Raw genomic sequence first — 12,776 nt, forward strand, 5'->3', positions numbered from 1 at the left:
GTCATGCCTCCGCGCGCGGATCGATGGCGAGCGCCTGCGCGACACAGCGCGCGGGCTTCGCCTGAATGAATTCGATGGCGAGACCATCGGGCAGACGCAGCCAGTTCGCGCCTTGCGGCATCGGCTGCACGTCGTAACGGCGCGCCGCCGCGAGCGCCGCGTCGACGTCCTCGCACATGATGCCGAGATGACCGAGCCGCCCTTCCGGGCCCGCGAAATCCGCCATCTGGATGAACTGCATGCCGCCGAGCGTCCAGAACTGGCGCGGCGCGTCGAGCGTGCCGTCGACCTCACGCATCGTCATGCCGAACACGTCCTCGAAGAAGCGGATATGCCAGTGGATGTCGCGCACGAAAAGGGCGACGTGCTCCAGATAGGCTTTCGGCGCGCTCATGCCCGCGCCTGCGCTTGCCGCCGGTCGGCCATCGCGCGCTCCACGCCCTTGATGCAGGCGACGAGCGTCGCGTTGACGGGCGTCGGCACGCCATGACGCGCGCCCCAGCGCACGACCGAGCCGTTGATGAAGTCGATCTCGGTCACCGAGCCTTTTTCGAGGCTCTGCAGCATCGAGGTCTTGAACGCGGCGGGCAGACCTTCGGCCGCCAGCGTCCACGCCTGCTCCGGATCGGTCATCGACAGCGTGACGCCCGCGGCCTGCGCCGCCGCGATCGCTTCGGCCACCGCCGCCAGCGACGCGGCCTTGAGCAGCGGCTCATCGTAAAGCTGGCCGTAGGTGAGCGACGTGAGGCCCGTGAGCGCGCCCGTGGCCACGTTCACGAGCAGCTTGTCCCACATGGCGCCGACGATGTTGTCGCTGACCTGCGTGGCGAGACCCGCCTGATCGAACGCTGCGGCGATGCGTTGCACGCGCGCTGTCACGCGTCCGTCCAGTTCGCCGATCACCGTGTGCTTGCCCACGACGCCCGACTCGATATGGCACGCGCCGCGCAGCACGCCGCCCACATAGGTCTTGCCCGCGAGCACGCGTTCGCGGCCCACGGCATCGGCCAGAATGTCTTCGTGACCGAGGCCGTTCTGCAGCGACAGCACGACGCTTTCCGGCCCGACGAGCGTCAGCGCGCCGCGAATCGCCGCGTCGGTATGAAACGATTTGACGAGCACGATGACGACTTCGGCCACGCCCACCTCCGCGGCCTGCGTGGTCGCGCGCACGGCGACCTGGCGCGAGCCGCGCGCGTCGTCGACGCGCAATCCGTGCGTGCGCATCGCCTCGACATGCGCGGGCGAACGGTCGATCAACCAGGTCTCGTGGCCGCCTTCGGTCAGCGTGGCGCCGATCGCGCAGCCCAGCGCGCCGGCTCCCAGAATGGCAATTTTCAAGAGCGTCTCCTTAACGTGTGACGCCACGATAAGAGCCGCCGGTCAATGTCGCAATGCAATGGCTACAATGTCGTCATTGCCTCACGCAATAATGGTGCATCGTGACGACCCCGACCGAACTCCCCGACCTCAAGCTGCTGCAACTGTTCGACCTGCTCTACGACACGCGCAGCGTCACGCGCGTGGCCGAGCAACTCGGTCAGAGCCAGCCCACCGTCAGCATCTGGCTCGCGCGGTTGCGCGAGCATCTGCACGATCCGCTCTTTATCCGCACGCCGGCCGGCATGGCGCCCACGCCACAGGCGGACGCGCTGATCGGTCCGTGCCGCGAAATCCTCGAATCGTTGCGGCGCTTTTCGGCCTGGGAAATCGCCTTCGATCCGGCCACGGCGCAGCGGCGCTTTCGCATCTGCATGACCGATGCGAGCCACGTCACGCTGCTGCCGCGTCTGCTCGCGCATGTGCGCGCGCAGGCGCCGGGCGTGCGGCTGGAAGCCGCCCGCATCGACGGCAATACGGAGCGCGCGCTGGAATCGGGCGAAGCCGATCTCGCGATTGGTTACGTGCCGTGGCTGAGCGGCGGCATTTATCAGCAGCAGCTTTACGAGCAGGATTGGGTCTGCCTCGCGAATCGCCATCATCCGCGCATTCGCAAGCGGCTCAGCGTGAAGGCGTATCGCAGCGAAGGACACGTGGCGATCACCGCGGGAACGGGCACGGCGCTGCTCGAACAGGCGCTCGTGCGCGAGCGTATCGAACGGCAGATTGCGCTCGAATTGCCGGGGTTTCTAGGGCTGGGCGCAATCGTGCAAACCACGGATCTGATCACAACGCTGCCGCGTCATATCGGCGAGACGCTGGCGCAGGCGAGCGATCTCGCGGTGCATGCGTGTCCGATTCCCGTCGACGGATTCGCCGTGCGGCAGCATTGGCACGCGCGCTACCATCACGAGGCGGGCAACCGCTGGCTGCGCTCGGTCGTCGCCCGGCTGTTTGGCGCGGCGGGAAATCGACTCGAAGGCTGAAGTTCGCGCGTTCGTCCTGCCGGTTCAGCCCGCGCGCGCTTGCACCTGACTCGCCCGCGCAAATTCCACGAAGCGCTCGGCCGCCGGATTGTGCATCGTCGCCGGATGTGCGAGATGCAGCGGCGCGCTGAGTCCATGCGCGCGGCTCAGCGGGCAAAACACCACATTACCGTGGTCGTAGTGGCGCATCGACGCCGGCACCAGCGTCACGCCCAGCCCCGCCGCGACCATGTGGATGCCCGTGAGCATGCGCGGCACTTCGCGCGCGACGTGCGGGAGAAAGCCCGCGCGCTTGCAGGCGGCGAGAAAATCCGCGTACATGCCCGGCGCGCCGGGCCGCCGCACGAGGATGAAATCTTCGCCCGCGAGCGCTTCGAGCGGCAGCGCGGGCGGTTCGCCATCACCGCCACCATCACCGTCGCCGTCCCGGTCGCGCCCGAGCAGCGCATGCCCGAGCGGCAAGACCACCACCATCGGTTCGTCGAGCAGTTGCACGAACGACAGATCGGCGGGCGTTTCCACGGGCTTGCGCAAAAAGGCCACGTCGACTTGCCGCGCGAGCAGACGCTCGATCAGCTCGGCGGCGTTGAGTTCGGCGAGTTCGATTTCGATGCCGGGCTGCGCGGCCCCGAACGCGCGAATGATCTGCGTCGTGAGCGGATGAAAAGCCGCCGAACTCGTCAAGCCGATCGAGATCGTCCCCAGCTCGCCGCGCGCGATACGACGCGCGTGCAAGACGCCCTGCTGCAAGCGCTCCAGCACGAGCGTGGCGGTCTGCGCGAACGCCTCGCCGGCGGGCGTGAGTTCGACGCCGCGCGGCATCCGCACGAACAGCTCGCATCCCACTTCTTCCTCCAGCAGCCGGATTTGCTGCGAAAGCGGCGGCTGCTGCATCGCCAGCCGCTCGGCGGCGCGCGTGAACTGCCGCTCTTCGGCGACGGCGAGGAAATACCGCAAATGGCGTAGCTCCATCGTTTCTGGCTTCCTGGATCGGTTACGCGGCTCCCATATTTTCAACATATGGGAGGGTCATCGAATCGATATTTTACATCTATCGCGTGCAACCCTACGATGCGTGGACTTCGCCCGACCGCCCTTGCGGCGCAGCGAAGCGCAGCACAAAACGACGCAAAAACGACAATCGGAGACCACCATGAAAAAGCACACCGCCGCGGCAGCCATTCTTATTTCGAGCTGGAGCGCGGCCCACGCGCAAGGCGAAATCGACGAGGCGCTGCAACTGGCGACCGGCGGCGCGGGCGCGAGCACGGGCTCGGTCACGCTGTACGGCGTGATCGACGCGAACGTCGAGTTCCTCTCGCATGCGAGCGCCACGGGCGGCTCGCTGGTGCGCGAAAACTCGGGCGGCATTCACAACTCGCGCTTCGGCGTGCGCGGCAGCGAACCGCTCGGCGGCGGCAACAGCGCATGGTTCGTGCTGGAGTCGGGCTTCAACAGCAACGACGGCACCCAGGCAACGGCGGGCACGCTGTTCAACCGCACGGCCGCCGTCGGTCTGTCGAACGAGCGCTTCGGCTCGCTGTCGTTCGGCCTGCAATACACGGCGATGTACGACATTCTGTTGCGCTACGATCCGATGTCGTTCGCGCAGCAGTACACGTGGTTCCCGACGACCGGCTCGTCCGACGACTTCGCCTTCCGCGCGCGCAACAGCAATTCGGTCAAGTACGTAGGACGCCTCGCCGGTTTGACGGCGATCGCCGACTACAGCTTCGGCGGCGACGCCGACTCGTTCCAGAGCAGCGCGGCGTACGGCGGCGGGCTCGATTACGATGGCGGCAGCTTCGGCGTCGCCATCGCCTACGACTACCGCAACGGGGCGATCAATTCGAGCGGCAAGTGGACGAAATCGCGCAACTACAGCGTATCGGCGCGCCAGAGCCTCGGCGCGCTCGAACTGCTCGGCGGCTACGAACACTATCTGTACAACCCGACGAAGAGCGCATCGGAATCGCAGGCGCTGCTGTTCGCGGGGGCGCGTTATCCGGTGATGCGTCATCTGAAGTTGACGGCCGCGTACTACTACGACCTCAACAAGACGCCCGGCGCATCGAATACGTGGATGGGCGTGCTGAGCACGCAATACGATCTGTCGAAGCGCACGTCGCTTTACGCGACCGTGGCCTACGCCCAGGCGACGCGTTACGCGAACGGCACGAGCAGCACATACACGCCCGTCGGCACGACCGACAGCACGGCCTACGGGCCGAACCAGACCGGCGTGACGCTCGGCATGTTTCATCGCTTTTGAGCGCCGACGTCGATACACCGATACACCGATACACCGACGCCTCGCACGCATCCGTTTGATGGAGTGGTACGCATGACACGCAATCCCGAAGGGCCGCCGTCGCGCGCGGCGAACGCACAATCGCCGGTCAGGCGCACGGCGTTCGCGCGCACGGCATCGCTGACTGCATTGGCCATCGCCATGACGCTCGCGTGCATCGGCGCGCCCGCGCACGCCGCGCCCGGCGATGCCGCGCACGTCTACTCGCCGCATCTGCGTCCGGTCTCGCACATTTCGGATACGCGCATGCGCATCGACACGCCTGGCGGTCCCGCCGAATTCGCGCTCTACGTCTCGCGCGACTGGGACCGCCCGCAGCCCGCCGTGACGCGCGCGATCATCGTGATTCACGGCAAGCTGCGCAACGCCGATACCTATTTCCACAGCGCCGAAACCGCGCGCGACGCCGCCGCTGCCGAGGGTGCGAACACGGGCGCGGACTCGGGTGTGGGCTCGGGTGTGGACACATCGGGCACGCTCCTGATCGCGCCGCAATTCCTCGCGACGCTCGACTTCGCGGGCCGCGACGAACCCGCCGATCTGCTGCGCTGGGACGCCAACGGCTGGATGGCCGGCGACGCCGCCGTCGCGCCGCGAGCCGTGAGTTCGTACGCGGTGCTCGACGCGATCGTCGCACGGCTCGCCAACCGCACGCGCTTTCCCAATCTGCGCCATGTGATCTTCGCGGGCCACTCGGGCGGCGGCCAGGTCGTGCAGCGCTACGCCGTCGCGGCGCGCGATCTCGGCGCGCTCGCGCAGGCCGGCATCGACGTGCGCTATGTGGTGTCGAGCCCGTCGTCGTATGCGTATTTCGACGCCGAACGCCCCGTGCCCGTCGACGCCCAGGCGTGCCCCGACTTCGACACCTGGAAATACGGCATGCAGCAACGCCCCGCTTATCTCGCCGACCGCACGCCCGCGCAACTCGAAGCCGCCTACGCGCGGCGTCGCGTGACCTATCTGGTCGGCGGCAACGACGACGATCCGCAACAGAAGGCGCTCGACCGCAGTTGTCCCGCCGAGGCGCAAGGCCCGCAGCGCGTCGCGCGCGCGCAGGCGTACTTCCGCTATCTGCAGGCGCGCCATCCGCAAGGCCTCGATCAGACGCTGCACGTGGTGCCGGGCGTCGGTCACAACGGCGCGCGCATGCTGACGTCCGCGTGCGCGCTCGCCGCGATGTTCGACACGGCGGGGTGCGCGCCATGACCATGAGCCCGAACCCGTCGTCGCTCTCTCCCGCGATGGTCCGTCGCGCGATCTTCTCCTCGGTGCTCGGCAACGGGCTCGAATGGTTCGACTTTCTGATCTACGCGTACTTTTCGAAGATCATCGCGCAGGTCTTTTTCCCGGCGGGCAGCGGCTTTCTTTCGCTGATGCTCACGCTCGCCACCTTCGCGATCGGCTTCGTGGTGCGGCCGTTCGGCGGCATTCTGCTCGGGCTCTACGCGGATCGCATGGGCCGCAGCCGCGCGCTCTCGCTCATCATCATGTCGATGGCGGCCAGCACGCTGCTGATGGGCCTCACGCCCGGCTACGCGCACATCGGCCTCGCCGCGCCCGCGCTGATCGTGTTCGCGCGGCTGCTGCAAGGGCTGTCGGTGGGCGGCCAGTTCGCGACCGCTTCGGCGATGCTCGTCGAGTACGCGCCGCCAGGCCGCAAGATGTTCTACGGCAGCTTCAACATGACGGCGCAGTCGTTCGCGCTGCTGCTCTCGTCGGGCACCGGCTATCTGCTGACGACGCAGCTCACGCACGCGCAACTCGTCGCGTGGGGCTGGCGCGTGCCGTTTCTCTGCGGCGCGCTCGCGGGCCCGATCGGCTTCTATATCCGCCATCGCGTGGCCGAATCGCCGGAATTCGTCGAACTGCGGGCGCACGAAGGCAAGCCGCCGCGCGTCTCACTGCGCCAGTTCTTCCGCGACAACGGCCGCGCCGCGCTCTGCGCGATGGGCGTGATCGCCGTGGGCGCCGCGACCAACTACGTGTGGCACTCGTACATGGCGGTCTACGTCGAGCGCCAGTTGCACCTGCCGCTCGCGGTCGCGCTGCGCGGCGCGTTCTTCTGCGGCGTGCTGAACCTGTTCCTGTTTCCGCTCGCGGGCCGCCTGATGGACCGCTACGGCGCGTACCGGCTGTTCTATCCGGTGACGATCGCGTGGATGGCCTGCGCGTATCCGCTGTTCGTCTACGTGGTCGCCGCGCCTTCGGCCGAACGGCTGTTCGTCGCGCAGGTGATCGCCACGGTCTTTCTCGCGGCGATGTCGGCGGGCCATCCCGGCATGCTCGCGACGCTCTTTCCGGTGCGCAGCCGCTCGTCGGGCGTCGCGCTCTCGTACAACGTCGCGGTGACGCTATTCGGCGGACTCGCGCCGTTCACGATCACCGGATTCACGCGCCTCACGGGTTCGAGCCTCACGCCCGCGTTCTATCTGATTTTCGCGGGGCTGTTCTCGCTCGTGCTGGTGGCCGCGACGCGACGCGGCCACCGCGACGCCGACGACCGCCGCCTCGCCTCGCCACGGAGCCCCGCAGCATGACCTCGTCGACCACGCCTCATCGTCACGCCGACGACCGCGCCCAAAACAGCGCCCAGGACAGCGTCCACGACGAACGCGCGCCCAACGAACGGCCCGTCGCCGCAGTCGCGCCGCAGCGATTCGCCGTCGATACCGCGCGCGGACGCGGCACGGTTCCGCTCTACACGTCGAGCGGCTGGAACGCGCCGCGCAACGACGCCACGCGCGCCGTGATCCTGCTGCACGGCCGCCTGCGCAACGCCGACGCCTACTTTGCGCTCGCGCAACGCGCGCGCGACGGCGCCCACGCCGCGGGCAATCGCGCCGCGCAGGACACGCTGCTGCTCGTCCCGCAGTTTCTCGCCGACGCCGACATCGACGCGCATCGCCTGCCGCCCTCCACGCTGCGCTGGGACTGGACCAACTGGATGGGCGGCGACGACGCGCACGGTCCCGCGCCGCTCAGTTCCTTCGATGTCGTCGATGCGCTGCTGGCCGCGCTCGCCGACACGGTGCGCTTTCCGGTGCTGCGCGAAGTCGTGATCGCCGGGCATTCGGGCGGCGCGCAGGTCGTGCAGCGTTACGCGGTGCTCGCGGCCGGCGAAGCGGCGCTCGCCGCGCGCGGCGTGGCGCTGCGTTATGTGATCGCGAATCCGTCGTCGTATGTGTATTTCGATGCGCAGCGCCCCGATGGCGCGGGCGGATTCGCGCCGTTCGACGCGGCGCGCTGCCCTGGTTTCAATCGCTGGAAATACGGGCTCGACGCGTTGCCGCCGTACGCGCGCGCGATGCAGACAAACAACACGGCGACGCTCGATCCGCGCGTGCTCGAAGCGCAGTACGCGCGCCGTCATGTGATCTTGCTGCTCGGCGAACGCGATTGCGATCCCGCGCATCCGGCGCTCGACCGTTCGTGCGAAGCGATGACGCAAGGCGCACATCGTCTCGCGCGCGGCCGCGCCTGGGCGCAGTACATGCGCGCGCGGCATCCGCACGCGAGTACGCATACCACGCACGAAATCGCGGGCGCGGGTCACGACGCCGACGCGATTTTCGGTTCGCCCGCGGGACGCGAGGCGCTGTTCGGGTGAGTGTGCGGGTATGCCGTGCGAGGTTTATCGCGGGTTATCGAAGCTTGTCGCCGCTCATCGCGGACGCGCGTTTCGCGATATTCCCGCATGGTGCATTCGTGAGACTTGAAGCCCCCACGATACGCAACGCCCCGCGATTCGCGCGATAATTCCCCTCCCACCGCGCACATTCAGCGGGACGAACACGCCCGGCACCGCTCGTCCCGACCTTCGCCCGACCATGAAACCTCATCATCGCGCCATTGCCACGGCGCTGTTCGCCGCCGCGCTGTTCGGTGCCGCCACGCCGCTCGCCAAGGCGCTGCTCGGCGCCATGCCGCCGTTCATGGTGGCGGGCCTCTTCTATCTCGGCAGCGGCGCGGGTCTCGCCGTTGCGATGCTGGTGCGCCGCTTGAGTCGACTGAGCCGGACCGCCGACGCCCCGCCCGACCACGCCCCGCTGCGTCTCGCCGAACTGCCGTGGCTCGCGGGCGCGATCGCCGCGGGCGGCGTCGCCGGGCCCGCGTTGCTGATGCTCGGGCTCGTCAGCACGCCTGCCGCCACGAGTTCGCTGCTGCTCAATCTGGAAGGCGTGCTCACCGCGCTGATCGCCTGGCTGTGCTTTCGCGAGAACGTCGATACGCAGATTGCGCTCGGCATGGCCGCCATCGTCGCGGGCGGCGTGCTGCTGTCGTGGAACGGATCGGGCGCGCATTCAACGGGTTCGTCGGGCGTCGCGCCCGGCGCGCTGTTCGTGGCGGCGGCCTGCCTGTGCTGGGCCATCGACAATAATCTGACGCGCAAGGTCTCCGCCAACGACGCCATGACCATCGCGTGCATCAAGGGCCTCGTGGCGGGTCCGGTGAATCTGGGCGTGGCGTTCTGGCTCGGCGCGCACTGGCCCGACGCCGCGCGCGTCGCGGGCGCGATGGCGGTGGGTTTCGCGGGCTACGGCGTGAGTCTCGTGCTGTTCGTGGTGGCGCTGCGCAATCTCGGCTCGGCGCGCACCGGCGCGTATTTTTCGGTGGCGCCGCTGTTCGGCGTCGCGCTCTCGCTGGGCATCTGGCCCGAGCGCCCCGCCGTCACGTTCTGGCTCGCGCTCGCGCTGATGGCGTTCGGCGTCTGGCTGCACGTGCGCGAGCGTCACGAGCACGAACACACGCACGACACGCTCGATCACACGCATCGGCATCGTCACGATGCGCATCATCAGCACGATCACGATTTCGACTGGGACGGCACCGAGCCGCATACGCACGCGCACCGGCATCTGCCGCTCACGCATACGCACGCGCATTTCCCCGACGTGCATCACCGGCATTCGCATTGAGCGCAGGCGCGTGAAATCGCGCGCAAACAGCCAGCGTGGGAGATTGAGATTCAGCGCGAAGCGGCGGCTTCGAAGGTGGATGGACTTGCAGGCGACTCGTCCGACGTATCAAAGCCCCAATCGCCGTATTCGAGCCAGTCGTCGCCGAGCAGTTCGACGGGATGCTGGGTGCGGCTGGAGCCGTTGCCGCAACTGAGCGACGCGGCGGGGCAATAGCGGTCGCAACCCCAGCAGACGCGCTCGGGATGCGAAGGATGCAGCGGGAATTTCCTGGCCATGACGGTGCGTGAAACAATCCAGACGATATAAAAATCAATATAGTCCGCCTGCAAAACCACTCCAGAGACGCATTGCCGCAGTAAGCTCTCGCCGATTCCACCCTGAATAACAAGATCAAAAACGACGCGTGGAACATAACCGCGCCACGCGCGCCCGATTCGGCGGTGCGGGACGGGACTGGCAGTTAGCTGCACTTTGACGCGACGATCACTTTCCCGCCCAGACCACGTCGCCATCGACCGAATAGATCCGGCAGCCTTCGTGGCCGTTGCCGCACCGCACCAGCGCTTCGCTGATCGCGTCGACGCCCGAAGCCGCGCCCCACGCGCCGTCCGGCGCAATCGCGAACGCACGCGGACGGACCGTCGCCAGATACTGCTCATACGCGCGCCGCCCGGGCGGCTGCAAAAACGGCACCGCATTCACGTTCTGCAACGCGGCGAACTGCGTGCGCGGCGGCGCATCCGGCTGGCGCGGCCAGACCACGGTCTTGTCGATCGCATAGATCTGGCAGTACTGCGAGGTCTGCCAGCAGCGCGCGAGAGCCGTGCGCGCCGGATCGAAACCGCCCGACGCCCAGATCGCATCCGTGCTGCCGATCGCCAGCGCACGCGGCAGCGGCGCCGCCAGAAACCCCGCATAGATCTTCGCCTTCTGCTGCGCGCTCAGGAACGGCACGGCCGCCAGGTCGTCGAGCGAGGCGTAACCGCTCGGCCGCGGCGCCGCGCGCGGCAAATATTCGGGCGCGACTTCGCGGCCCGGCAGGCCAATGCCCGCGAGAAACGCATCGGCTTTTTCGACCCACAGCGGCAGCCCCGCGCCCGAGGCCGTCATCGCGTGCGCGTCTTTCTGGAACGCGCCGTAATCGACGAGTTCGGCGTGCGCGCCCGCCGCCGTGTAGCGGCTGAACATGCCGTGCCACGTCGCGCTCGAAAAGATCTGATCGTTGTCGCCGTAGAACCAGATCGACGGCAGCCGCGTGCGCGCGCCAAGTTCGGCAGCACTCGCGATCAGGCTCGCGTCGGGCTGGCTGCAATCGCTCTCTTTCACGCCGCCCGCGAAATTGAGCAGGCCTTTCACGTCAGGCGGATTCGCCGCGCCGAACACCAGCGTGTTCCAGCCGCCCATGCTCTTGCCCGCGACGACAATGCGCGTCGCGTCCACACCCGGCAGCGTCTTGACGACGTCGAGCACCTTGCGGATATCGCTCGCGGCATCCGCGCCGATCGCGAGCACGTTGCAGCCGTGCGGCGTCATATGGCCGCCCGATTGCGCGAAGCCGCGCATCATCGGCATGGCGACGGCGTAGCCGCGCGACAGGAAATACCACGGGATGAACTGATCGGCGACACGCGGCGCATTCGGCGGATCGTCGGACGCGCCGTGATTGACGAGCGCGAGCGGAAACGGGCCGCCCTGCGCGGGCATATACACGGTCACTTCGAGATTGACGCGCGGCGAGGCCTGCACGGGCACGCGCAGGATCTTTTCGTTGAGCGGCGCGGCGGGCTCGACGTCCGGGTCGTAAGTCGGCAACGCGGCGTGCGCCAGCGTCGCAAGACAAACGAAAGCCATCAGAACGAGGGAAACCGTGAATTTCAGGCGTGACGTCATGGTGGATCGGGTTCGAGAACGGGCTGCGCGCGGCGCTGCTGGACGCATCGCGTTCATCCTCGCCATCCTTCAGCCCGCGCTCCGCTACGCCGTGCTCTACGGCACGTTCGCGGAAAACTTGAGCGCGTGAAGCGAATCGCTTGAACGACGCCAGGACAGTGCCAGGTTACAAGGACATAACAAGCGCATCGATCATCTAATTTATTTCGGCATCCAGATTAATATCCAATCCACCCAATCTTCGCTGATACGGATGGGCGAGCGCATCGAACGTAGCGTTAGGTGCGTTTATTTAAGCTCATTCACTTCGTTAGTTGCATTAACAACTTTATCTGCGTTGCGATGCCGACTACGCTGGCGGCGAGCGCACCGAACCGCTAACATCGTCGCCTTTTCGTATTTCCGCGCTCGCGCATTCGCCCGATGAAGGCCCCGCTTCTAACCGCCCTCGCCCTCGCTTCGGGCAACACCGTGACGTGGCTGCTCGGCCTGCGCGTCGTCGGCGCGATCGACTGGCTGCCCGACTGGTATCGGCTGCATCATTGGGGCGACACGACCGTGATCGTGCTCGCCACGTTCTCGCTCTATCTGATGAGCCGCGCGCCGCTCAAGGCCTATGCCGTGCATTGCCTCTCGCTGTTTCTGCTGTGGGAAATTCCGACCGTGCTCTATGGCGTCGAACGACTCGCCGGGCCGCCGATGCCCGACGCCGTGCACGCGCAGCTCGCGCCGTTCATCGCGGGCAGCCTGATTCTGTTGACGGCCGCCTCGACCGTCGCAGCGGCCACGTATGTTGCGCCGCGCCGTAAAACCCGGCGCAAGCGCTAACGCGTTTCGCGGCATACTGGCACCTCCATCCGCCCGAGGATCGCACGCGACGACCACCACGCCGACGAATCCCTCCGCCCGCATCGACGAACTGATCGCCGGCATCGACGACTGGCGCGGCGCCACGCTCGCCGCCGTGCGCGCGTGCATGCGCGGCGCCGACGCGGCCATCGTCGAAGAATGGAAATGGATGGGCAGCCCGACCTGGTCGTGCGACGGACTCATCGCGGTCGCGAACGCGCACAAGGGCAAGGTCAAGGTGACGTTCGCGCACGGCGCGGGCCTCGCCGATCCGGACGGCCTGTTCAATGCGGGACTCGAAGGCAACGCGCGGCGCGCCATCGACTATGCCGAAGGCGACAAGGTCGACGCCCGCGCGCTCAAGCGGCTCGTGCGCGCCGCCATCGAGTACAACCGCGCGCATTTGAAGAAGAACGCGAAGACAAAGGGCGCGTAACGCCG

At 67.4% G+C, this 12,776-nt stretch carries 14 protein-coding genes; 9 read left to right on the forward strand and 5 right to left on the reverse strand.

Annotation, left to right across the window (positions count from 1 at the left end):
• Position 1: 1 nt before the first annotated feature.
• Both G5S35_RS31865 and G5S35_RS31870 read right to left on the reverse strand, forming a co-directional pair.
• Positions 2-394 carry a VOC family protein gene (locus G5S35_RS31865; RefSeq protein ID WP_074985067.1) on the reverse strand — a complete coding sequence of 131 codons (393 nt, stop codon included), beginning with the start codon at positions 392-394 and terminating at the stop codon, positions 2-4.
• Entirely contained in the window at positions 391-1,341 is a 951-nt protein-coding gene (locus G5S35_RS31870; protein WP_183040467.1) for a ketopantoate reductase family protein, read from the reverse strand. The genes G5S35_RS31865 and G5S35_RS31870 overlap by 4 nt, the downstream gene beginning before the upstream one ends.
• A 101-nt stretch (positions 1,342-1,442) precedes the next feature.
• On the opposite strand from G5S35_RS31870, the gene G5S35_RS31875 reads away from it, so the two are divergent.
• The gene (locus tag G5S35_RS31875) at positions 1,443-2,366 is read left to right on the forward strand and encodes a LysR family transcriptional regulator (RefSeq protein ID WP_065059064.1); all 924 of its coding nucleotides are present in this window, start codon (positions 1,443-1,445) and stop codon (positions 2,364-2,366) included.
• Between the two features lie 24 nt (positions 2,367-2,390).
• On the opposite strand, the gene G5S35_RS31880 is transcribed toward G5S35_RS31875, so the two are convergent.
• Positions 2,391-3,338, reverse strand: a complete 948-nt coding sequence (locus G5S35_RS31880) for a LysR family transcriptional regulator (RefSeq protein WP_183040468.1) — start codon at positions 3,336-3,338, stop codon at positions 2,391-2,393.
• A gap of 181 nt (positions 3,339-3,519) precedes the next feature.
• On the opposite strand from G5S35_RS31880, the gene G5S35_RS31885 reads away from it, so the two are divergent.
• The 5 genes from G5S35_RS31885 (at position 3,520) to G5S35_RS31905 (ending at position 9,593) form a co-directional block, all read left to right on the forward strand.
• Positions 3,520-4,638 carry a porin gene (locus tag G5S35_RS31885; protein WP_065059156.1) on the forward strand — a complete coding sequence of 373 codons (1,119 nt, stop codon included), beginning with the start codon at positions 3,520-3,522 and terminating at the stop codon, positions 4,636-4,638.
• A 72-nt stretch (positions 4,639-4,710) separates the two neighbouring features.
• On the forward strand, positions 4,711-5,883 hold the full coding sequence (locus G5S35_RS31890) for an alpha/beta hydrolase (RefSeq protein WP_237181918.1): 1,173 nt from the start codon (positions 4,711-4,713) through the stop codon (positions 5,881-5,883).
• On the forward strand, positions 5,880-7,214 hold the full coding sequence (locus G5S35_RS31895) for an MFS transporter (RefSeq protein ID WP_065059062.1): 1,335 nt from the start codon (positions 5,880-5,882) through the stop codon (positions 7,212-7,214). Before G5S35_RS31890 ends, G5S35_RS31895 begins: the two co-directional genes overlap by 4 nt.
• Complete coding sequence (locus G5S35_RS31900; protein ID WP_237181920.1) at positions 7,211-8,284, forward strand: alpha/beta hydrolase; 1,074 nt, start codon at positions 7,211-7,213, stop codon at positions 8,282-8,284. Before G5S35_RS31895 ends, G5S35_RS31900 begins: the two co-directional genes overlap by 4 nt.
• Before the next feature lie 220 nt (positions 8,285-8,504).
• Complete coding sequence (locus G5S35_RS31905; protein WP_183040469.1) at positions 8,505-9,593, forward strand: DMT family transporter; 1,089 nt, start codon at positions 8,505-8,507, stop codon at positions 9,591-9,593.
• 50 nt (positions 9,594-9,643) lie between these two features.
• Here the strand turns inward: G5S35_RS31905 and G5S35_RS31910 are convergent, their stop codons facing one another.
• Both G5S35_RS31910 and G5S35_RS31915 read right to left on the reverse strand, forming a co-directional pair.
• Positions 9,644-9,871, reverse strand: a complete 228-nt coding sequence (locus tag G5S35_RS31910) for a DUF3079 domain-containing protein (protein ID WP_065059059.1) — start codon at positions 9,869-9,871, stop codon at positions 9,644-9,646.
• Positions 9,872-10,079: 208 nt separating this feature from the next.
• Positions 10,080-11,486: a dienelactone hydrolase family protein gene (locus G5S35_RS31915; RefSeq protein ID WP_065059058.1), complete on the reverse strand. Its 1,407-nt coding sequence runs from the start codon at positions 11,484-11,486 to the stop codon at positions 10,080-10,082.
• Here G5S35_RS31915 and G5S35_RS40095 point away from each other — a divergent pair.
• The 3 genes from G5S35_RS40095 (at position 11,485) to G5S35_RS31925 (ending at position 12,771) form a co-directional block, all read left to right on the forward strand.
• Positions 11,485-11,616, forward strand: coding sequence for a hypothetical protein (locus tag G5S35_RS40095; protein ID WP_272904524.1), 132 nt, complete (start codon positions 11,485-11,487; stop codon positions 11,614-11,616). The two genes, G5S35_RS31915 and G5S35_RS40095, sit on opposite strands and share 2 nt — an antisense overlap.
• Before the next feature lie 293 nt (positions 11,617-11,909).
• Positions 11,910-12,314 carry a hypothetical protein gene (locus G5S35_RS31920; protein WP_183040470.1) on the forward strand — a complete coding sequence of 135 codons (405 nt, stop codon included), beginning with the start codon at positions 11,910-11,912 and terminating at the stop codon, positions 12,312-12,314.
• Positions 12,277-12,771 (forward strand): DUF1801 domain-containing protein, encoded by a 495-nt coding sequence (locus tag G5S35_RS31925; protein ID WP_183040471.1) that lies wholly within the window; start codon positions 12,277-12,279, stop codon positions 12,769-12,771. The genes G5S35_RS31920 and G5S35_RS31925 overlap by 38 nt, the downstream gene beginning before the upstream one ends.
• Positions 12,772-12,776 lie beyond the last annotated feature (5 nt).

Origin of the sequence: Paraburkholderia tropica (genome assembly GCF_014171495.1) — a bacterium.
In the GTDB taxonomy this organism is placed as follows: domain Bacteria; phylum Pseudomonadota; class Gammaproteobacteria; order Burkholderiales; family Burkholderiaceae; genus Paraburkholderia; species Paraburkholderia tropica.